This is a genomic window from Pseudomonas sp. UBA2684, assembly GCA_002354655.1.
Taxonomy (GTDB): Bacteria; Pseudomonadota; Gammaproteobacteria; order Pseudomonadales; family Pseudomonadaceae; genus Aquipseudomonas.
Genome location: DELY01000002.1, coordinates 1 through 19915 on the forward strand (window position 1 = coordinate 1; position 19915 = coordinate 19915).

The 19915-nt window shown below is 60.2% G+C and carries 15 protein-coding genes; 11 read left to right on the forward strand and 4 right to left on the reverse strand.

Annotated features, from left to right (window positions below):
• The first annotated feature begins 140 nt into the window (after nucleotides 1-140).
• The 7 genes from B3M58_RS00990 (at nucleotide 141) to B3M58_RS01020 (ending at nucleotide 11007) form a co-directional block, all read left to right on the forward strand.
• Nucleotides 141-1433, forward strand: coding sequence for an HlyD family secretion protein (locus B3M58_RS00990; protein ID WP_296216685.1), 1293 nt, complete (start codon nucleotides 141-143; stop codon nucleotides 1431-1433).
• Between the two features lie 60 nt (nucleotides 1434-1493).
• Entirely contained in the window at nucleotides 1494-1682 is a 189-nt protein-coding gene (locus B3M58_RS00995) for a LuxR C-terminal-related transcriptional regulator (RefSeq protein WP_296216686.1), read from the forward strand.
• A gap of 151 nt (nucleotides 1683-1833) precedes the next feature.
• On the forward strand, nucleotides 1834-4563 hold the full coding sequence (locus B3M58_RS01000; protein WP_296216687.1) for a M16 family metallopeptidase: 2730 nt from the start codon (nucleotides 1834-1836) through the stop codon (nucleotides 4561-4563).
• Between the two features lie 208 nt (nucleotides 4564-4771).
• Entirely contained in the window at nucleotides 4772-5083 is a 312-nt protein-coding gene (locus B3M58_RS01005; RefSeq protein WP_296216688.1) for a hypothetical protein, read from the forward strand.
• A gap of 1291 nt (nucleotides 5084-6374) precedes the next feature.
• Complete coding sequence (locus B3M58_RS01010; protein WP_296216689.1) at nucleotides 6375-7529, forward strand: JmjC domain-containing protein; 1155 nt, start codon at nucleotides 6375-6377, stop codon at nucleotides 7527-7529.
• A gap of 38 nt (nucleotides 7530-7567) precedes the next feature.
• Nucleotides 7568-9655: a peptidase domain-containing ABC transporter gene (locus tag B3M58_RS01015; RefSeq protein WP_296216690.1), complete on the forward strand. Its 2088-nt coding sequence runs from the start codon at nucleotides 7568-7570 to the stop codon at nucleotides 9653-9655.
• Nucleotides 9655-11007: a TolC family outer membrane protein gene (locus B3M58_RS01020; protein WP_296216691.1), complete on the forward strand. Its 1353-nt coding sequence runs from the start codon at nucleotides 9655-9657 to the stop codon at nucleotides 11005-11007. Before B3M58_RS01015 ends, B3M58_RS01020 begins: the two co-directional genes overlap by 1 nt.
• Nucleotides 11008-11059: 52 nt before the next feature.
• Here the strand turns inward: B3M58_RS01020 and B3M58_RS01025 are convergent, their stop codons facing one another.
• The 4 genes from B3M58_RS01025 to B3M58_RS01040 form a co-directional block, all read right to left on the reverse strand.
• Nucleotides 11060-12049, reverse strand: coding sequence for a hydrolase (locus B3M58_RS01025; RefSeq protein ID WP_296216692.1), 990 nt, complete (start codon nucleotides 12047-12049; stop codon nucleotides 11060-11062).
• Nucleotides 12050-12191: 142 nt separating this feature from the next.
• Complete coding sequence (gene rsmD, locus B3M58_RS01030; RefSeq protein ID WP_296216693.1) at nucleotides 12192-12785, reverse strand: 16S rRNA (guanine(966)-N(2))-methyltransferase RsmD; 594 nt, start codon at nucleotides 12783-12785, stop codon at nucleotides 12192-12194.
• Nucleotides 12785-14266 carry a M16 family metallopeptidase gene (locus B3M58_RS01035; protein ID WP_296216694.1) on the reverse strand — a complete coding sequence of 494 codons (1482 nt, stop codon included), beginning with the start codon at nucleotides 14264-14266 and terminating at the stop codon, nucleotides 12785-12787. Before B3M58_RS01035 ends, rsmD begins: the two co-directional genes overlap by 1 nt.
• Nucleotides 14259-15614, reverse strand: coding sequence for a M16 family metallopeptidase (locus B3M58_RS01040; RefSeq protein WP_296216695.1), 1356 nt, complete (start codon nucleotides 15612-15614; stop codon nucleotides 14259-14261). Before B3M58_RS01040 ends, B3M58_RS01035 begins: the two co-directional genes overlap by 8 nt.
• 204 nt (nucleotides 15615-15818) lie before the next feature.
• Here B3M58_RS01040 and ftsY point away from each other — a divergent pair, with 204 nt between their 5' ends.
• The 4 genes from ftsY (at nucleotide 15819) to rpoH (ending at nucleotide 19845) form a co-directional block, all read left to right on the forward strand.
• Nucleotides 15819-17198: a signal recognition particle-docking protein FtsY gene (ftsY, locus tag B3M58_RS01045; RefSeq protein WP_296216696.1), complete on the forward strand. Its 1380-nt coding sequence runs from the start codon at nucleotides 15819-15821 to the stop codon at nucleotides 17196-17198.
• Complete coding sequence (gene ftsE / locus B3M58_RS01050; RefSeq protein ID WP_296216697.1) at nucleotides 17195-17863, forward strand: cell division ATP-binding protein FtsE; 669 nt, start codon at nucleotides 17195-17197, stop codon at nucleotides 17861-17863. Before ftsY ends, ftsE begins: the two co-directional genes overlap by 4 nt.
• Nucleotides 17863-18879 (forward strand): permease-like cell division protein FtsX, encoded by a 1017-nt coding sequence (gene ftsX / locus B3M58_RS01055; protein WP_296216698.1) that lies wholly within the window; start codon nucleotides 17863-17865, stop codon nucleotides 18877-18879. The genes ftsE and ftsX overlap by 1 nt, the downstream gene beginning before the upstream one ends.
• 111 nt (nucleotides 18880-18990) lie before the next feature.
• Nucleotides 18991-19845, forward strand: coding sequence for an RNA polymerase sigma factor RpoH (rpoH, locus tag B3M58_RS01060; protein WP_296216699.1), 855 nt, complete (start codon nucleotides 18991-18993; stop codon nucleotides 19843-19845).
• Nucleotides 19846-19915: the final 70 nt, after the last annotated feature.

Genomic DNA, 19915 nt, shown 5'->3' on the forward strand with positions numbered 1-19915 from the left:
CGAATGGCGTGGAATCCGCAATATTTCGATAATTATTCTCTCTCGGTAATACATATCAGTTGTTTTTGATATGTATTACCGTTGGTCGCGGCGCAGGAACGCGCCGCTCCTAACGATAAATTTCAAGCAAGTGTGCATTGATGCCCCCCTCTTCAACGGATGAAGTCTCCCTGTTTCGCCCCGAGGCACTGGCCGCCAAGGGCGCGCAACGTTTCGGCAATGTGCTGATTCACCAACCCTGGGGTTACAGCGTGGCCGCCATTCTGGCGGGTGCCTTAATCCTGCTGGTTTCGGCGTTCGCCTATTACGGCACCTACACCCGCAAAGCCACGATCAGCGGCTTGCTTATGCCCGAGCAGGGCATGCTGCGTTTGACGGCTCCCGGCCCTGGCATCCTTAGCGAAGTCAGGGTTGTTGAGGGGCAGTCGGTCGGGGCTGGAGAGGCCCTGTTCGTCCTTTCTGGCGAGCGTCTGTCCGCTGCCGGGGGCACCCAGAAGCTGATTTCTCAGCAGTTGAGCCAGCGTCTGGTTTTGCTGGAGCGCAATCGCTCATTGGCGGATGAGCGCCTGGCTGGACAGTTGCGCATGCTCGATAGTCGTCTGGCGACCATTGCCGGTGAGCTGGCTCAGTTCCGCGAAGAGGTGCGTCTGCTTGAGCGGCGCGGGGAACTGGCCAATGCCCATCTGAGCAGGCAACAGGAATTGGTCGATGCAGGTTTTATCTCTGTCGCCCAACTGCAGCAGGCCGAGGCTGAACTACTGACTCTACTAGGCCAGCAGCAGGGTATTCAGCGTGCCCGCGCCAGCTTGCAGCGAGAGCGCACAGAGTTGCTGGCTCAGCGTCAGGATGCCGAGTTACGCCACCGCAGCGACATGACCGAAATTGACAACGGCATTGCACTGGTCAAGCAAGAGCAGGCTGAGAGCGATGTACGTGCGGAGTTGGTCAGCGTAGCCCCGTTTGCTGGGACGCTGACTGGGCTCAGTGTTCAGCCCGGTCAGCAGATGGCAGCGGGGGCGTTGCTGGCCAGCCTTATTCCGCAGGGCGCTAGCTTGACCGCCCATCTCTATGCCGCACCGCGGCAGGCCGGTTTTATCGAGCCGGGACAGCCGGTGCTGATGCGCTATGCCGCCTACCCCTACCAGAAATTCGGTATGGCTCGTGGTCGGGTGGTCGATGTGGCGAAAAGTCCTTATGCCGCGCAGGAGTTGCCCGCGCATATCGCCAGTGCCATTCAAGGTGCCGGCATGCCTAGCGAGTTGTTCTACCGTGTCACGGTAGCGCTCGATTCGCCAAGCATCGATGTCTATGGCCAGGCGCAGTCGCTGCAAGCCGGCATGCTGTTAGAGGCGGATGTCGTACAGGACAAGCGCCGACTTTACGAGTGGGCGCTGGAACCGTTGTATTCAGTCACGGGGAAAATGCAGGAGTAAGGAATTCCTAGTTAAGCGTGTGAAGTAACTAATTAAAAGAACGCATGGAGTGTTGTGAGCATGACGAAGCGAGAACAGGAAGTTCTGCATCTGTTGGCTATGGGGAAAACCAACAAACAAATCGCGCTGGAACTGAATATCAGTGATTTCACCGTACGCGATCATGTCTCCTCGTTGCTGCGTAAGCAGGGCGTTGCCAGCCGTATGCAACTGATTGCCATGCAGGCGCAGCAATTTGGAGTGGTGTAGCCACCCCCTACATCTGTCGGGTTCTCGGTTATAGCAGGCGCATCTAGTATGCGCGTCGCTTGGTATGGGTCAGCTCGAATCGATATCTCACCAAGCAGCCGTAGCCATCCGTATTTCCTAAAGGTCATTTATGTTAAAGACGCGGTATTTCATGCTGGCGTGGGCTTTGCTGTGCTGCGCAGTTACGCCGCTCATGGCGGATATCCGGGTGCTCGAACGAGTTAGCGAGCTAGACGGTGTCAGCGAATATCGTCTGGCCAACGGTTTGCGCGCCATTCTGGCGCCTGACGCCAAGAGTACGGCCGTGGCTTTCAATATGATTTACCTCACCGGTTCCCTGGCTGACCCGCAAGGCCAGGGGGGCACCGCGCATCTGCTTGAGCATCTGCTATTCAAGGGCACAGCGGCAATGCCGGGGGCGCAACTGGTCGAAGGGCTTAGCCAGCGTGGGATCAAGTTCAACGCTACCACCAGTTTCGACCGCACTCGCTATATGGCCTTTCTGGCCGCCGATGCCGGCAAACTGAACCATCTGTTGGCGCTTGAGGCTGATCGCATGTTCAACGCGCGGTTCGATCAGGCGGACCTGCAGGCCGAAGTCGAAGTGGTACTGCGTGAACTGGAGCTGGCTCAGGACAATCCGCTTAGCGCGCTGGGGCAGCATATGTTTGCCGCGGCCACACCGGGGCAGGGCTTTGGTCGGTCTGTGCTGGGGTCGCGCAAGGAGCTGAAGGATATCGGCCTGGAACAGTTGCGTGCGTTCTACCAGGCCCACTATCGACCCGATAATGCGGTCATCGTGATTACCGGCAAATTCGATAGCCAGCAAACGCTGGCCGCTATCGAGCAGCATTTTGCGCCCCTGGCGGCAGTGGCTGGGGCCACGAAAAAACTGCCGCCTGCCGTCCCCGTGCTGGATAAACCGGTAACTACCCAGCTCAAGCGCGGTACCAGTGAATGGTTGGCGCTCGCCTATCCTCTACCGGGTGCCACTGATCCGGCCAATAGCGCATTGGCTGCTCTGCCTGACATGTTGGCCGGCGAACCCCATGGTCGGTTGTACCAGACGCTGGTTGTGCCAGGACAGGCGAGCGCAGTGACGGCCTTGCAGCAGGCATTCGGTCAGGGTGGTTATATGCTGTTTGCCGTATTGCTGACGCCAGGGCAGTCTCGGGATGAACTGCAAAAGGCGCTGCTGGAACAGGTGGAAGGCATCGCGCGTAATCCGCTTGACCTGGAAGAGCTGCAACGTTTCCAGGACAGTGCTAGGCATGCCAAGGCGCAGATTCTGGCCAGTCATGGCGCGCTGTCCGACGTGCTTGCCGAGTCGGTTGCCGTGGGCGACTGGCAACTGCTCTTGCGTCGACAGGCGCAGTTCGCTCAGCTAAGCGCCGTCGATGTTCAGCGTCAGGCCGAACGTCATTTCGTCAAAAACCGTCGTCTGGTTGGTCAGTTGCTTGCGGCCGAGCAGCCCGCAGCCACTGTCAGCAAGGCTTCCAGCCCCGCCGGTGCTAGACAGCCAGCAGCCGTTAACCGGGCTGCCCAGAATGAAACGGCCGTGCAGCCTGTCGATCTGGCTGCCTTCAACCAGCAGGTTGTCGAGGTGGAGGGCGGCATCCAGCGCTTCGCCTTGGACAACGGTTTGAAAGTCGCCCTGCGGCCCTTGCCGGGTGTGTCGACCCCGGTTCAAGGGCGCATGACCCTGCGCTTCGGCGATGTGCAGAGTCTGGCCGGCAAACGCGCATTGACGGAGCTCACGGGCACGGCACTGCTGCGAGGCACCTATAACCGCAGCTACCAGAAGGTGGTGGACCAGGCGAGGCGTATCGGTGCCGGTTTGTCGATCGTGCCGGAGGGCGATGCGCTGACTGTGCAGTTCAGCAGTCCACCCGAGCGCTTGCCGAGTTTGCTCAATCTGCTGGCCGATATCCTCAAGCGCCCGGCGTTCAAGCAAGCCGAACTCGACCTGGTTAAGCGTCATCAGCAGCATGCCTTGCAACAGCCCATCGCTGAGCCGGCTGCTGTGGCGAGCCTGTTGCTCAGCCGTCATAACGAACAGTACCCGTTGGGCGATATCCGCCGGCAAGCCGAGCCGGCGGAGAAGCTGGCCGAGCTGGCGGCGATCAGTCGTGACGAGGTGGTGCGCTTCCATCAGGAGTTCTACGGGGCCAACCATGGCGAATTTGCCTTGTCGGGTGACTTCGATCCGCAGCAGGTGCGAGAGCAACTGCACGCACTCTTTGGCGACTGGAACAGCCAGGCCGGCCATGCCCGGCCGAGCCAGCCTTATCAGGCAATCCGCGCGGGGCGCATTCATGCCAAGGCCAATGCCGGGCAGACTGGCGTCTATATCGGGCAATTACATTATCAGGCCAACAGCAAGAAGGATGACGCCGCTGCCCTGTATGTCGCCGAGCATCTGCTGGGGCGTAACCAGATGGTCTCGCGACTGAGCAAGCGTCTGCGCGAGCAGGAGGGACTCACCTACGGCATCAAGTCCTCGATGAAGATCGCGACCTTCGATGACGCCAGTTGGCTGATGATCCAGGCCAGCTACCCACTGGGCTATGGTCCCAGACTTGCCGATATGGTCAAGGAAGAGCTGCAACAGCTGATCGAAGGCGGCATTACCGAACAAGAGCTGGAATATGCCAAGCAGACCATCCTGCATGAACGGCGGCTGGCTTTCGCTCAGGAGCAGAACATCCTCTCATGGCTGCCGCGGCAACTTTATGAGGGCGTCACCATGCAGTCCTGGGTGGAGCGCAACGATGCATTTGCGGCGGTAACAGTGGCGCAGGTTAATGCAGTAATGCGGCGCTATTTCAATTTGGATAATTTCGTCGAAGTGCTGGCAGACGCTGATGGTGAGACTCCGTAGCGTTGCTGCACACGTCGCGTGCAGAAAATACGCGCTCGGGCGGTCATAAGATTACTTATGGAAACCCCTGCATCTGTAGGGTTGTGCTTAATATTCATCTGCCTAAAATTACAAGTGATCGGAAAGCAAGCGTCGGTTATTGAGATATATAAAAACTGATCATGTTAAAAATGATCCTTAAATTTCAAGTCAGGTCAGGAGGGTGTGAATGCGTGAATTGATGATTCGTGAGCTGGAATTTGTTGGTGGTGGTGTGTACGACGCTGACGTTGTAGCCGTGGTCGGTGCAGTTGCGAGTGGTGCTGGGGTAGGTGTGGCGCAATGGGCGGGGTTGACGGCAGCCCAGCAAGCAACGGCGGGTGGCTATTTTGGAATTTATGGTGCGGCATTAACCACTGCTTTTTACGGGGGACTTACTGTGGGGAATTGGCTCAACAAAAATACGCCCATTCAGACATGGATCACGAATGCGCTGGACTCTCTCAGCGCAGACAAGGCAGGAACCAACTACGGTCAATAGACCGGGGTGCGAAACAGCAAGATTCTTCATGAAGAAATCGTATGTCTGTGGAGGCTGGTTTTTGAGATATCTCCTCAAAGCATGCTTAAAACCAAAGGAAAAAATGAGAAAAATTAAGGCAATACTCATATTTTATGTGATTTCATTTATTGGAATGTATTTTTCTTATCTTTTCATTGAGCCAAAATCATACTTTTCCATTCAGTTGTCGAGAAGTATAGGCGGTCAGAATGGTCTGGTAGGGTTCATTGCTATAATTTTCTTTTTGACTATTTCTGGATTTGTTATTTTGCTAATCAGTCATATATGTGATGGAGGTATACTAAAGATAGTGAAAGAATCTAAGTCGGAAGGGTTCTGGAAAGGTATTAAAATTCTTTTTCTTGGAAAGCCAAAGCGATAGGGGTGGCCAAGAGCTCTAGAGGGTTATTCGGCGTGTATAAAAATTTAGTTTGGTGGGGAGATGAAAATAGCAGTACTTCCAAAATCTCGCTTGAGGTCGTTGGATTGGACTGATTTCGTGTTTTAAATTGAGGTCATTAGTTCCTCACAATATTCTGAACTGGCAAAAAGTAAAGATAAGATGCGTGGGTTAGACATTAGGGAAATAGAGCTTGCCAGCGGTGGTGCTGTTCCTGTGATGGTTGCTGGGGGCTGGTTGGAGCGGCAGGCTATGCTGGCGCTGTAGTGGGTAGTCAAGAGTTTTCATGGGGTGATTTAGGTCTTACTGTAGCAGCAGGGGCGGTGGCGCCGATAGGTGGAGGTGTTGTGGTGGCAAGAGTGGTAACGACTGAGCTGTTACATTCGATGAACTTCGCTTTTGCAAGTGGCATATTTTCAGGAGCAATAAGCAATCAGAATAAAGCGGGAGCCAACTACGGCGCCCTCTAGGGCTATTTAACAATAATTCACATGGGTGTTTACATATGTTGACCGACTGGGGTGTGTTTGCGTTGGTTAGTTTCTGTCTTGTTTTTGGCTCGACCTTGCTGTATAGGGAACGCACAAAAAAGACGCTGTCTCTAATGGCATCCTATCTCCAGGTTCCTGTAATAATACTTTTGACGGGGCTATTGTCTGCAATTTGGCGCTCAATGTGTTGAGGATAAAATGGGTCGTTATTTTTCATGCAAATGACCCCTAAAGCTTTCCGCTCAGAAGTTTAAGGCGCCGTCTCTGGCTGGTTTGCGTAGTCTGGAGTAAGTTGCAATTATTCAGGCGCAAGTTGTAAATAAAAATATCTATTAATAGGTTTGGCGGATTTTTTCTAGGTCTTTAGGTTTGGCGACTTATGGCTATTAAGTTTGATGTTACAAACTCTGAGTTTCTAGAGGAATACCAAGAGGGAAAGCCACTTCTGATGAAAGGGGCGGCCTCAGTGGATAGTTTCTCTTGGCAAGACACCAACGAAATTTTCGAGCGCGCCGATGTTGCCTCCAGCGACTTCAAACTGTCCTACGACGGCATCCGCCCCAAGCACGAATACACGGAAAGCTATCTGGATATTGGCACTCAGCGTCATCGCCTGATTAAGCCGGTGGTCTATGACTACCTGAAAAAAGGCGCCACGCTAATCGCCAATAAGCTTGCCAACGAGCCAAAAGTAGATGCATTGGCCAGGCAGATTGCCGAATTTACCGGCCGGCAGACAGTAACCAGTGCCTATGCCGCCTTTGGTGAGCGGGATTCATTCCGCGCTCACTGGGATACCCGTGACGTATTCGTCATCCAACTGATAGGCCGCAAGCGCTGGATTGTCTACGAGCCGTCGTTCGAGTCGCCGCTGTATATGCAACAAAGCAAGGATGTCGAGCAGCAATACCCCTGCCCGAAAGAGCCCTATATGGACTTTATTCTGGAGGCAGGCGATGTCTTCTATCTGCCGCGTGGCTGGTGGCATAACCCGTTGCCGATCGGTGAGGAAACCTTTCATCTGGCCGTGGGGACATTTCCGGCGTATGCCACCGATTATATGGAGTGGGCATTCCGTCAGTTGCCGAGTTTTGTGGGGGCGAGAAAGTCATTGAGTACCTGGGATGCGGATAAGGAGAACCTTACAGCCGTGGGCCGGTATATCGACGACGTTATCAATGATCCCGACAACTACCGGCGCTTTATGGATGAGTTTATCGGTGCGACCCGTGTCGAGTCGCCCTTGGCTGTCGAGCTGTTTGGCAATCCCAATACGGGATCTATCCCGGACAACACCCGTATCCGCCTGAGCGCCAACAAGCCCCATGGTCTTGCCGACAATTATCTGATCGCCAATGGCACCAAGTTGAATCTGGACGAAACAGGCGTGCGGCTGATCCGCTGCATCGCGGAGTCTCCCGCAATCAGTCTGGGCGAGATGATCGGCAGGCTGACCGATATTGATGCGGACAAGCTGCGGGTATTGGTGCATGAGTTGTGCAGGCAGGACGTTCTGCAAGTGCTTCGTCACTGAATATACAGCCCTCTTTTTACCTAATCGAATAATCCTCAATGAGAATAACGCTCCAAGCGGAAAGCCAGGAGTGCGGTTTGGCCTGCCTGGTAATGGTGGCTGCCGCCCACGGTTTGCATCTGGACTTGGCCACCCTGCGCCGGCGCTTTTCCATTTCAATCAAAGGCACCAACCTGGCTCAGTTGATGCGCTATGCGCAGGTGTTGGAGTTTTCCTGCCGGCCACTGCGGCTGGAGTTGGATGAGCTGTGCAAGTTGCGAGCGCCCTGCATCCTGCACTGGAACCTCAATCATTTTGTGGTGCTGGAGAAGCTGCGTGGTGATCGGCTGGTGATTCTCGACCCGGCCACCGGGCGCAAGGTGATGACGCTGGACGAGGCTTCCAGGCATTTCACCGGCGTGGCCCTGGAGCTGACGCCCAATGCGGCCTTTCGCCCGGCGCAGCAGAAGCCGCGTCTGCGCCTGCGCGAACTGACCGGCCGGGTGCTGGGGCTCAAGCGTGCACTGGGTAATATCTTCGTGTTGGCCCTGGCGCTGGAGGTGGTGGCACTGTTGTCGCCCCAGGTCACTCAGTGGGTGGTGGATGGTGCGTTGGTCTCTGCGGACCATCACCTGCTGCTACTGGCGGTGTTAGGCGGCTGCCTGTTGATGCTGGTCGACTTTGTGCTGCGCATGGCTCGCGGCTGGATGAACCTGCGGCTGAACCAGCAATTGGCCCTGCAATGGTCGGGCAACCTGTTCAGCCATCTGCTGCGCTTGCCGTTTCCCTATTTTGAGAAGCGCCATTTGGGTGATATCACGGCGCGTTTCCAGTCCCTGGGTGCCATTCGCAATGTGCTGACCAGTGGTGCCATCACTGTGGTGCTGGATGGATTGGTGACCCTGATCACTCTGGGCATGATGCTGCTCTACAGCAAGGCATTGACCGGGATTGTGCTGGTTGCCTTGGCGCTTTACGGCCTGTTGCGTTTGGCGTTCTACCAGCCGCTGCGCAATGCCTCGGAGGAGCGCATCGTGCTGGCGGCTAAGGAGAATTCCTACTTTCTGGAAACCATCCGCGCGGTGTTGCCGCTCAAGTTGTTCAACGCCACGCCCTTGCGCCTGGCGACCTGGCAGAACCTGATGGCCGATGTACAGAACCGCGACGTGGCCACGCAGAAGATGCTGCTGGTTTTCGCCAGCTTCAATACCCTGATTTTCGGCCTGGAAGGCATGTTGCTGCTGTATGTCGGTGGCATGGCGGTGTTGGAGGGGGCTCTGTCGCTTGGTATGCTGCTGGCCTTTATCGCCTACAAGAGCCAGTTCACCGGCCGCGCCAGCACGTTGATCGATCTTGGGGTCGAGATCCGGATGCTCTCGCTGCATGCCGAACGCCTAGCCGACATCGCTTTGGAGCCCGTCGAGCCGCAAGGCAGCATGGAAACCGATCTGGAGCGGATCGAGCCGCGTTTGGAGCTGAAGGATGTGTCCTTCCGCTACGCCGAGGGCGAGCCCTGGGTCATTCGCAACCTGTCATTGACCATCGATGCGGGGGATGCGGTGGCCATCGTCGGCCGCTCGGGCTGTGGCAAATCCACCCTATTCAAGTTGATGCTGGGCTTATTGGTCCCGACTGAAGGAGAAATCCGTGTCGGTGGCATTCCCATCAAGCAGCTCGGGCCTGAGGCGTTGCGCGGGTTGGTCGGTGCGGTGATGCAGGAGGATCAGCTCCTGGCTGGATCACTGGCGGAAAATATCGCTTGTTTCGATCCCGAGGCGTGTCAGGAACGAGTTGAAGATGCAGCGCGCAAGGCGCATATCCATAAGGCAATCGGGCGTATGCCTATGGGTTATCAAACCTTGGTGGCCGAAATGGGCAGCGGTCTTTCCGGTGGCCAGAGGCAGCGTGTGCTGCTGGCGCGGGCACTGTATAAGCAGCCGAAGATCCTGGCGCTGGATGAGGCTACCAGCCATTTGGATCTGCATAGCGAACAACATGTGGTGGGAGCCATGCACCATCTGTCCATGACTCGTATCACCATTGCCCATCGACGCGAAACGATTGCTCTGGCCAGGCGGCTGATCTGCCTGGACAAGGGTTTTATAGCCGAAGATGTGCGTCTCGATCAGCAGCAGGTCAGCGCCTGATGTCGAGGATAAGTCGACAGCAGTGGTTGGCATTGGCAGTGCTGTTTTGCGCCTTGAGCCTGCCACTGCAGGCTGCCGATTTGTTGCAGGCTTACCGCGAAGCCTTACAGCATGATGTGCAGTTTGCCGCTGCCCAGGCGCAGTATAAAGCTGGTTTGGAGCAGCGTGCGCAACGGCGCGCAGGGCTTTTGCCGCAGTTGTCGATGGATGCGCAAAACACTTGGAATCAGACTCAATATGAAGTCGCCAGCGGGGATGTTGAATACCGGCAACAGAACCGCACCTACAGCATCCAGTTGGTTCAGCCGCTATTTCGCTGGCAGAGCTGGGTGCAGTACCAGCAGGGTCGACAACTTAGCGCGCTTGCCGCCAGCCGCCAAAGTATTGCCTATCAGGAACTGGTGTTGCGGGTGGCTGAGGCCTATTTCAATGTACTGAATGCCGAGGAGGTGTTCGGCGCGGTTATACAGTTGCGTACCGCCGATGCCGAGCACCTGGCCAGTGCGCGTAAGAACTTCGAGCTTGGCAATGTCAGCATCGCCGATGTGCATGAAGCCCAAGCGAGTTTTGATCGAGCACTGGCGCAAGCGATCAAGGCCGAGAATGATCTGGAGCTGGCTCGACATGCCCTGGCCCGTGTTATCGGCCGACAACCCGAGCACTTACTGACGCTGCGCCCCGGTATTGTCCTGAAGGCGCCGCAACCGAACCGGGTCGATGCCTGGGTTGAGGCGGCCACGCAGGGTAATTTCGGCGTGCAAGCTCAGGAGCTGTCTCTGCATATCGCCAGCGATGAAGTGCGTAGTCGCCAGGCCGAACATCTGCCGACGCTTGATTTGGTGGCCAGCCAGAATATGCATGAGCGCCCCAATCTGGGAACCGAGCGTAGTGAGTCAGCCAGTGTTGGCCTGCGCTTGAGCATGCCGTTATACGGTGGTGGGCGCACCAGTTCGGCGGTCCGTGAGGCGCAGTCACTAAAGGTTCAGGCCGAAGCCGAGCTGGAGGACGCTAGGCGTGCGGCTGCCTTGGCCGCTCGCGAGGCCTGGTTAGGTGTTGTCGGTGGCATGGCGCAGATACGTGCATTGGAAGCGGCAACGCGTTCGGCGCAGTCTGCTGTTGATGCCAATCGCCTGGGCTACAAAGTCGGTGTGCGTATCGGTATCGATGTTCTAGAAGTACAGAGCCAGCTCAGCGATACCGTACAGCAACTGTCTCGCGCCCGTTACGACACCTTGCTGGCGCAGTTGCGCCTCAAGGCGGCGGTTGGCAGTCTGGGCGAGGCGGACCTGCACGAGGTCAATGCATTGTTAGCGGCCGCCCCCTGTGCATTTGGGGGGGATGGATGCGGCTAGGGGGCTCTGTTTTTGACGAGCGCTAATTTCCGAGGCATGAAGTAGGAGCGCATTACATAGCGGCCTGCGCCGCCAGCCACTGCGGTATGCGCCGTTCCAGGTAGTAACCCGGTTGGCGTGGCGAGCCTTCGATAAAGCCGACGTGGCCGCCATGGGTGTGCAGTTCGAGGGTGGTGCAGGGCGACAGTTCGCTCGGCTCCGGCAGGCTGTGGCGGAACACGAACGGGTCGTCGGCGGCCTGGATGACCAGGCTTGGGGTGGCGATGCGGTCGAGGAAGTAGCGGCTGGAGGAGCGCTTGTAGTAGTCCTGCGCATCGCTGAAGCCGTGCAGCGGGGCGGTGATGCGCCCGTCGAAGTCCCAGAAGGTGCGCATGCCGTCCAGTGGCCCGAGTCGTTCCAGGGTCGACAGACGATCCGCGTGGCCCTGATGGGCGAACAGGCGCTGCTTTTCCTTCACGTAGGCGACCATCTCGCGCATGAAGTGCGCCTGATAAACCCTGGAAAAGCCCATGCCGATGCGGTCTGCGCACTGATCCAGGCGGAACGGCACGGATACCGCCACCGCGCCTTGCAGCTGGCTGTCGGCGCCGCTTTCGCCGAGGTACTTGAGCAATACATTGCCGCCCAGCGAATAACCCACCGCGTAGAGCGGCGCCATGGGCCGTTGTGCGCGCAGGTGGCGCACGGTTTCGGCGAGGTCTTCGCTGGCGCCGGAATGGTAGCCGCGCGGCAGCAGGTTGGGTTCGCCGGAGCAACCGCGCCAGTTCAGGGCCACGCTGGCCCAGCCCTGGGCGGCCAGGGCCTGTTGCACGCCGAGTACGTACAGCGAGCTGGAGGAGCCGGTCAGCCCGTGCAGCACCAGCACCAAGGGCGTGCTGGCGTCGTGCGGGCCGTGCCAGTCGAGGTCGAGAAAGTCGCCGTCGTCCAGCCACAAGCGCTCACGCCGCCGCGCCAATGGCGTCGGCGGGCGACACATCGGGTTCCACAGCGTTTGCAAGTGCGGACCGGGCAGCCACCAGGCGGGTTTGAAGGTCGGGCTCATACACGTATTCATGGCCAGTCGTAGAGGTATGTGGGCGCCAAGCTGGCGTCATCCACTCTGCGCGATGCATTGCCATAAAGCGTAATACACCTGAGCGCGTAGGGTGGACAGGGCGCCGCCTTGTCCACCGTCAGAGCACGCGTCAGGCCGTGCGCTGCCACAGTGCGTAATACACCTGGCCGGCCTTCTGTTCGCGGTGTAGGCGCCAGTTGCCGGGCATGCCGAGGCTGGACGGCGAGTTTTCGCTTTCCGTGTAGACCCAGGCATCCGCCGCCAGCCAGCCGTTCTGCTCCAGCAGGGTGCAGGCCGGCAGGAGCAGGTTCTGGTTGAACGGCGGGTCGAGAAACACCAGGTCGAACGGCGCAGCGGCAGGCTGTTGCAGGTAGATCAGGGCATCGTTTTGCAGCAACTGACCGTTGTCGCAGTTCAGGGTGTGCAGGTGGCTGCGCAGGCTGGCGATGGCGGCGGGGTTGAGGTCCAGCGCCAGGGCGCTGCCGGCGCCGCGCGAGAGCGCCTCGAGAAACAGCGCGCCGCTGCCGGCGAACAGGTCGAGCACCTTGGCACCTTCGACATAAGGTGCCAGCCAGTTGAACAGCGTTTCGCGCACGCGGTTGGGGGTGGGACGCAGGCCGGCGGCCATGGGGAAGTTGAACTGACGGCTGCGCCATTGCCCGGCGATGATCCGCAGTTGGCCGTCGCCGCCATGGTCCGGTGCCGCTTTGCTGGGTTTGCGCATCAGTGCTCCGGTACGCCAGAAGGCAGTTCGGCGGGTTTGTCGGTGGGCGGCGGCAGCTCTTTCTGCGCCACCGTCGGGCCAGCCGTGACGATCACCAGGGCGTCGGGATCGAGGTGCTTGGCCATCGCCGCTTTCACCTGTTCGGTGCTCAGGGCCTGCACTTGGGTCATGAAGACTTCCAGGTAGTCCAGCGGCAGGTCGTAGAAACCGATCGAGCCGAGTTGGCCGACAATCGCGGCGTTGCTCGCGGTGGACAGCGGGAAGCTGCCGGCCAGTTCGCGCTTGGCGTTGTCCAGCTCTTCCTGGGTCGGGCCGCTGGCGAGGTAGTCGCGCAGCAGGTCTTTGACCAGTTGCAAGGTGCCGGCGCTGAGCTCGGCACGGGTTTGCAGGTTGATCATGAACGGGCCGCGCGCCTGCATGGCGCTGAAGCCGGAGTAGACGCCATAGGTCAGCCCGCGTTTCTCGCGCACCTCGGTCATCAGGCGCGTGCCGAAGCCACCGCCGCCGAAAATCTGGTTGCCCAGGTACAGCGCGGCGTAGTCGGGGTCGCGCCGGTCGATACCGAGTTGGGCGATCATCAGGTGGGTCTGGTTGGAGGGGAAGTCGATATGGCTGGCGCCGGCTGGCGGCGTTTGTGGTTGGGCGATCTTGGCCAGCGCCGGGCCTTTGGGCAACGCGGCGGAGACTTGCGCAACCAGTGCCTCGGCTTCGCTGCGCGAGAGGTCGCCAACCAGGGCGATCACCGTGTTGCCGGCGCTGTAGGCCTTGGCGTGGAAGGCTTGCAGCTGTTCACGGCTGATCAAGGGGATCGACTCGGCGCTGCCGTCGCTCGGGTGGGCGTAAGGGTGATTGCCGTACAGCCGCTCGAACAGCTCCAGGCCCGCCAAGGTGCCGGGGTTCTGTTTGCGGTATTCGAAGCCGGCCAGCAGTTGGTTCTTGATCCGCGTCAGGGCGTCTTCCGGGAATGTCGGTTGGCCGAGCACCTGGTTGAACAGCTGCAAGGCCGGCTCGCGTTTGTCCATGGCACTGAGGCTGCGCAGGCTGGCCACCGCCATGTCGCGGTAGGCGCCGTTGCCGAAGTCGGCGCCGAGGCCCTCGAAACCGCTGGCGATGGCGCCGACGTCCTTGCCCGGCACGCCTTCGTTGAGCATGGCGTTGGTCAGCATCGCCAGGCCTTGCACGCCTTCATCCTGGCTGCTGCCGGCGGCGAAGGTCAGGCGCAGGTCGAACATCGGCAGCTCGCGCGCTTCGACGAACAGCACTTTGGCGCCTTCGGCGGTTTGCCAGGTCTGGATGTTCAGGTCGCGCCGGCTCGGTGCCTGGCCGTTCAACTCGGCCAGGGATTCGAGCTGCGCGGGGGCGTCGGCGGTCGGTTCGGGGGCGGTCGGCTCAGGGCGATTGATCACCAGGGCGAGGATCGCCAGCAACACCAATAAAGCCAGGCCGAGTAGGCCATAGCGCAGGCCGTTGCGCTCATTCATCGCGCTTCTCCTCGGGCAGAACATGGGCGACGCTCAAGCGCTCGCGGGTAAAAAAGGTCTTCGCCGCACTCTGGATATCGGCGGGGGTGACGGCTTCCAGCTCAGCCAGTTCCTGGTCGATCAACGTCCAGGACAGGCCGACGGTTTCCAGTTGGCCGATGGCGGTGGCCTGGCTGGTGATCGAGTCGCGCTCGTAGACCAGCCCGGCGATCACCTGGGCGCGCACGCGGGCCAGTTCTTCGGCGGACGGCGGGTTTTGCTGCAAGTCCTGCAATTCGCGCCACAGGCCGGCTTCGGCCTGCTCCAGGGTTTTCCCGGTCTGTACGTTGGGCGTGGCAGACAACACGAACAGGCTGTCGCCACGGGCGAAGCCGTCGTACCAGGCCGATGCGCCGGAGACCAGTTCCTCGCCGCGCTCCAGGCGCGTCGGCAGGCGTGCGCTGTAGCCACCGTCGAGCAGGGTGGCGATCAGGCGCAGCGCATGCACCTGGCGCGGCTGCTCGGCAGTGGCCAGGCCCGGCACGTTGAAGCCCATCATCAGGCTTGGCAGTTGGGTCTTCAGGTACAGGGTGATGCGCCGTTCGCCGGGCGTATCCAGCTCGCGGGGGATTTTCGCCGGCGGCACGGCGCGCTTGGGGATGGCGCCGAAGTAGCGCTCGGCCAGCACCTTCACTTCGCTGACGCTGACGTCGCCGACCACCACCAGGGTGGCGTTGTTCGGCGCGTACCAGGCTTCGTACCAGGCGCGCAGTTCCTCGACGGTCATGCGCTCAAGGTCGGCCATCCAGCCGATGGTCGGCGTGTGGTAACCGCTGGCGGGGTAGGCCATGGCCTTGAAGCGCTCGTAAGCCAGGTTCGACGGTTTGTCGTCGGTGCGCAGACGACGCTCTTCCTTGATCACCTCGATTTCGCGTTTGAACTCTTCGGCTGGCAGCTTGAGGCTGGCCAGGCGATCGGCTTCCAGCTCCAGGGCTACGCCCAGGCGGTCGCGCGCCAGCACCTGGTAATAGGCGGTGTAATCGTCGCTGGTGAAGGCGTTTTCCTCGGCGCCCAGCTCACGCAGGATGCGCGAGGCTTCGCCGGGGCCGAGCTTGCGGCTGCCCTTGAACATCATGTGTTCGAGGGCGTGGGACAGGCCGGTCTGGCCGGGCGTCTCGTAGCTGGAGCCGACCTTGTACCAGAGCTGCGAGACCACCACCGGGGCGCGATGGTCTTCGCGGACGATGACCTTGAGGCCGTTGTCCAGGCTGAATTCGTGGGTCGGTTGCGGTTCTGCGGCTATGGCCAAGAGTGGCAGGCAAAGCGCGCCGAAGCACAAGCCGGCGGCGCGGCGAGCAATCATTTTCATCACATGTTGACCTGTCGGACGGGCCCGCTTGGTCTTAGCGTCGGCGGGCGCGGAGGTGCTAGGATACGCATCCGTTTTACTGGCGGCCACGTCTGGTATGTGGTCTGAATATTACGGTGCGGTTTGTTCAGCTGTTAACAGCCTGCCGCGCCGCCGATCAGATCCGCCTGCCGGCGCGTCGCTCCTTTGAGATAGCCGTCCTCCATGTTTGGTTCCAACGACGACAAGAAGACCCCCGCACCGACTGCGCCGCCTGTTGCGGCGGACACCGCGGAAAAAACGGCCGAGAAAAAAGGCCTGTTCGGCTGGTTGCGAAAAAAGCCGCACGAGGCCTCCGCCAGTGATGCCGCTACCCTGGCGCCGTCCGTAGAGCCGGTAATCGCAGACGAGCCCGTGGCGGCCGCCGAGCAGCCGGTGCCGGCCATGCCGCTGATCGAGCCCAGCGCACCGCCCGTGCCGGTTGCCACGCCACCTGCCGCCGAGCCGCCGCCCGCCATAGTGCCGGCACCCAGCGCCTCGCGGTTTCGCATCAATGCCGGCAGCGAAGTGCTGCACAATCCGCTGCCCGTCGCGCCGCCGCTGGCCGAGCCGGTTGTGCAGCCCGAGCCCGTGGCCGTGGCGCCGGTCGAGCAGAACAAGCCGGGCGATAACCAGGGTGGCTGGTTCGCCCGTCTCAAACAGGGGCTGTCGAAGACCAGCGCCAGCCTCGGCGAAGGCATGGCCAGCCTGTTTCTCGGCAAGAAGGTCATCGACGATGAGTTGCTCGACGAGATCGAAACCCGCCTGCTGACCGCCGACGTCGGCGTCGAGGCCACCACGGCGATCATCCAGAGCCTGACGCAGAAGGTCGCGCGCAAGCAGCTGACCGACAGCGGCGCGCTGTACAAGGCCCTGCAAGATGAGCTGGTCGCCTTGCTCAAACCGGTCGAGCAGCCGCTGCGCATCGATAACGCCAAGCAGCCCTACGTGATTCTGGTGGTCGGGGTGAATGGGGTCGGCAAGACCACCACCATCGGCAAACTGGCGAAAAAACTCCAGCAGGACGGCAAAAAAGTCATGCTGGCGGCCGGCGATACCTTCCGCGCCGCCGCGGTCGAGCAGTTGCAGGTGTGGGGCGAGCGCAACCAGATCGCGGTGATCGCTCAGCACACTGGCGCCGACTCGGCCTCGGTGATCTTCGATGCGGTGCAGGCGGCCAAGGCGCGCGGCATGGACGTGCTGATTGCCGACACGGCCGGGCGCCTGCACACCAAAGACAACCTGATGGAAGAGCTGAAGAAGGTCCGCCGGGTGATCGGCAAGCTGGACGACACGGCGCCGCACGAGGTGCTGCTGGTGCTGGACGCCGGCACCGGGCAGAACGCGATCAACCAGGCCAAGCAATTCAACCAGACCGTGAGTCTGACCGGCTTGGCCTTGACCAAGCTGGACGGCACCGCCAAAGGCGGGGTGATCTTCGCCCTGGCCAAGCAGTTCGGTTTGCCGATTCGCTATATCGGTGTCGGCGAAGGGATCGACGATCTGCGTACCTTCGAGGCCGATGCGTTTGTCCAGGCGCTGTTTGCGGAGCGGGAGCAGGGATGATTCGATTCGAGCAGGTCGGTAAACGTTACCCCAACGGTCACGTCGGGCTGCACGAGCTGAGTTTTCGCGTGCGCCGTGGCGAGTTCCTGTTCGTCACCGGGCATTCCGGCGCGGGCAAGAGCACCTTGCTGCGGCTGATTCTGGCAATGGAACGGCCGACCACCGGCAAATTGCTGCTGGCCGGGCAGGACCTGGCGCAGATCACCAACGCGCAGATCCCGTTCCTGCGTCGGCAGATCGGCGTGGTGTTCCAGAATCACCAACTGCTGTTCGACCGCAGCGTGTTCGACAACGTCGCCCTGCCGTTGCAGATCCTCGGCCTGTCCAAGCCGGAGATCGGCAAGCGCGTCGGCGCGGCGCTGGAGCGCGTGGCGCTGTCGGAAAAAGCCGAGCTGTTTCCCGGCGACCTTTCCACCGGCCAGCAACAGCGCGTCGGCATTGCCCGCGCCGTGGTGCACCGCCCGGCCCTGCTGCTGGCGGATGAGCCGACCGGGAACCTCGATCCGCGCCTGGCCGCGGAGATCATGGGGGTGTTCGAAGACATCAACAAGCTCGGCACCAGCGTGCTGATTGCCAGCCACGATTTGGCGCTGATCGCGCGCATGCGTCATCGCATGCTGACCCTGCAACGCGGTCGCTTGATCGGCGATGGGGAGGCTGTCTGATGAGCGCCACACGCATGCCACCCCCGCAGCCGGCGCAGCGCGTCGGCGCTGCGCCAAAGAAGTCCGAACCAACAGGGCCGGACGATAGCCCGGATTTTCGCAGTCAGCTCGACGCCTGGCTGGAAAGCCACCGCGCCAGTCTGGTCGACAGCCTGCGCCGCCTGGGCAAACAACCGATCGGCAGTTTCTTCACCTGCCTGGTGATGGCCGTGGCCCTGAGCTTGCCGATGGGCCTGGCGTTGCTGCTGGATAACGTCGAGCGCCTCGGCGGTTCCTGGCAGCGCGCGGCGCAGATTTCCGTGTTCCTGCAAATCGAGGCCAGCGAGGCCGAAGGCCAGGCACTGCGCGAGCAGGTGGCCGCGATGGGCGAAGTCGCCGAGGCCGAGTGGATCAGTCGCGAGCAGGCCCTGGCAGAGTTCCAGCAACAGTCCGGCTTGGGCGAGGCGCTCAAGGAACTGCCGGAAAACCCCCTGCCAGGGGTGGTGCTGGTGACGCCCAAGGAGATCGACAAGACCACCCTGGAAGCCTTGCGTTTGCGTCTGGCCGAACTGCCCAAGGTGCAGCAGGCGCAGCTCGATCTGCTCTGGGTCGAGCGCTTGACGGCGATTCTCAAGCTCGGCGAGCGCTTTATCTTTGGCCTCACCCTGCTGCTGGTGATGGCGCTGCTGTTGGTAATCGGCAATACCATTCGTCTGCATATCGAGAACCGTCGCACCGAGATCGAGGTGATCAAGCTGGTCGGCGGTACCGACAGCTATGTGCGGCGGCCTTTCCTTTATATGGGTACGCTCTACGGTTTGGGTGCCGGGCTGCTGGCTTGGCTGGTGCTGGCATACGGGCTGGGCTGGCTGAACGCTGCGGTGGTGCGTCTGGCCGGGCTGTATGGCAGCGATTTCGCCCTCGCGGGCGTGCCGGCCGCCGATGGCTTTTCGTTGGTGCTCGGCGCGGTGCTGCTGGGCTATATCGGTGCCTGGTTGGCCGTCGCCCGGCACTTGCGTGAATTGGCACCACGGTAGTAACTAATTGATTTCGTTGATATTGACTATGTGTAAGGGAACTTGTATACGCGTTCCTAGTCGTATTGCGCAGTGCTACACTGCACGCGTTTCGTGAGTCGGAGGATTCAAATGTCCACTTCTTTGCAACCTGTTCATGCCCTAGTCCCAGGCGCCAACCTGGAGGCATACGTGCATGCGGTCAACAGCATCCCGCTGCTGACCCCCGAGCAGGAGCGCGAACTGGCCGAAAGTCTCTACTACCAGCAGGATCTCGAGGCTGCCCGGCAAATGGTGCTCGCGCACCTGCGTTTCGTCGTGCACATCGCGCGCAGCTATTCCGGTTATGGCCTGGCCCAGGCCGACCTGATCCAGGAAGGCAACGTCGGCCTGATGAAGGCAGTCAAGCGTTTCAACCCGGAAATGGGGGTACGCCTGGTGTCGTTCGCCGTGCATTGGATTCGCGCCGAGATCCACGAGTTCATCCTGCGCAACTGGCGCATCGTCAAAGTCGCCACCACCAAGGCGCAGCGCAAGCTGTTCTTCAACCTGCGCAGTCAGAAGAAGCGTCTGGCCTGGTTGAACAACGACGAAGTGCACGCCGTGGCAGCCAGCCTGGGCGTCGAACCGCGCGAAGTGCGCGAGATGGAAAGCCGCTTGACCGGGCATGACATGGCTTTCGACCCGGCCAACGATGCCGATGACGAAAGCGCCTTCCAGTCGCCGGCCCAGTACTTGGAAGACCACCGTTATGACCCGGCGCGCCAGTTGGAAGACGCTGACTGGAGCGACAGCTCCACCGCCAATCTGCACGAAGCCCTGGAAGGCCTCGACGCGCGCAGCCGCGACATCCTCTACCAGCGTTGGCTGGCCGAGGAAAAGGCCACGTTGCATGACCTGGCCGCCAAGTACAACGTCTCCGCCGAGCGCATCCGCCAGTTGGAGAAGAACGCCATGAACAAGCTGAAAGGCTCAATCGCGGCGTAACCGCGAACCCGAAACAAGCCGCACCCTGGTGCGGCTTTTTTCTGCCTGGTGTCCCGTCCTGAATAAGGTT

What these genes read in the sequence shown, in the direction of transcription:
- B3M58_RS01005 (WP_296216688.1), top strand. Translation starts at nt 4,772, where the DNA reads ATGCGTGAATTGATGATTCGTGAGCTGGAATTTGTTGGTGGTGGTGTG.
- rsmD (WP_296216693.1), bottom strand. Translation starts at nt 12,785, where the DNA reads ATGCGCAAACCCAGCAAAGCGGCACCGGACCATGGCGGCGACGGCCAA.
- B3M58_RS01020 (WP_296216691.1), top strand. Translation starts at nt 9,655, where the DNA reads ATGTCGAGGATAAGTCGACAGCAGTGGTTGGCATTGGCAGTGCTGTTT.
- ftsE (WP_296216697.1), top strand. Translation starts at nt 17,195, where the DNA reads ATGATTCGATTCGAGCAGGTCGGTAAACGTTACCCCAACGGTCACGTC.
- B3M58_RS01040 (WP_296216695.1), bottom strand. Translation starts at nt 15,614, where the DNA reads ATGAAAATGATTGCTCGCCGCGCCGCCGGCTTGTGCTTCGGCGCGCTT.
- rpoH (WP_296216699.1), top strand. Translation starts at nt 18,991, where the DNA reads ATGTCCACTTCTTTGCAACCTGTTCATGCCCTAGTCCCAGGCGCCAAC.
- B3M58_RS00990 (WP_296216685.1), top strand. Translation starts at nt 141, where the DNA reads ATGCCCCCCTCTTCAACGGATGAAGTCTCCCTGTTTCGCCCCGAGGCA.
- ftsY (WP_296216696.1), top strand. Translation starts at nt 15,819, where the DNA reads ATGTTTGGTTCCAACGACGACAAGAAGACCCCCGCACCGACTGCGCCG.
- B3M58_RS01010 (WP_296216689.1), top strand. Translation starts at nt 6,375, where the DNA reads ATGGCTATTAAGTTTGATGTTACAAACTCTGAGTTTCTAGAGGAATAC.
- B3M58_RS00995 (WP_296216686.1), top strand. Translation starts at nt 1,494, where the DNA reads ATGACGAAGCGAGAACAGGAAGTTCTGCATCTGTTGGCTATGGGGAAA.
- B3M58_RS01000 (WP_296216687.1), top strand. Translation starts at nt 1,834, where the DNA reads ATGCTGGCGTGGGCTTTGCTGTGCTGCGCAGTTACGCCGCTCATGGCG.
- B3M58_RS01015 (WP_296216690.1), top strand. Translation starts at nt 7,568, where the DNA reads ATGAGAATAACGCTCCAAGCGGAAAGCCAGGAGTGCGGTTTGGCCTGC.
- ftsX (WP_296216698.1), top strand. Translation starts at nt 17,863, where the DNA reads ATGAGCGCCACACGCATGCCACCCCCGCAGCCGGCGCAGCGCGTCGGC.
- B3M58_RS01035 (WP_296216694.1), bottom strand. Translation starts at nt 14,266, where the DNA reads ATGAATGAGCGCAACGGCCTGCGCTATGGCCTACTCGGCCTGGCTTTA.
- B3M58_RS01025 (WP_296216692.1), bottom strand. Translation starts at nt 12,049, where the DNA reads ATGAGCCCGACCTTCAAACCCGCCTGGTGGCTGCCCGGTCCGCACTTG.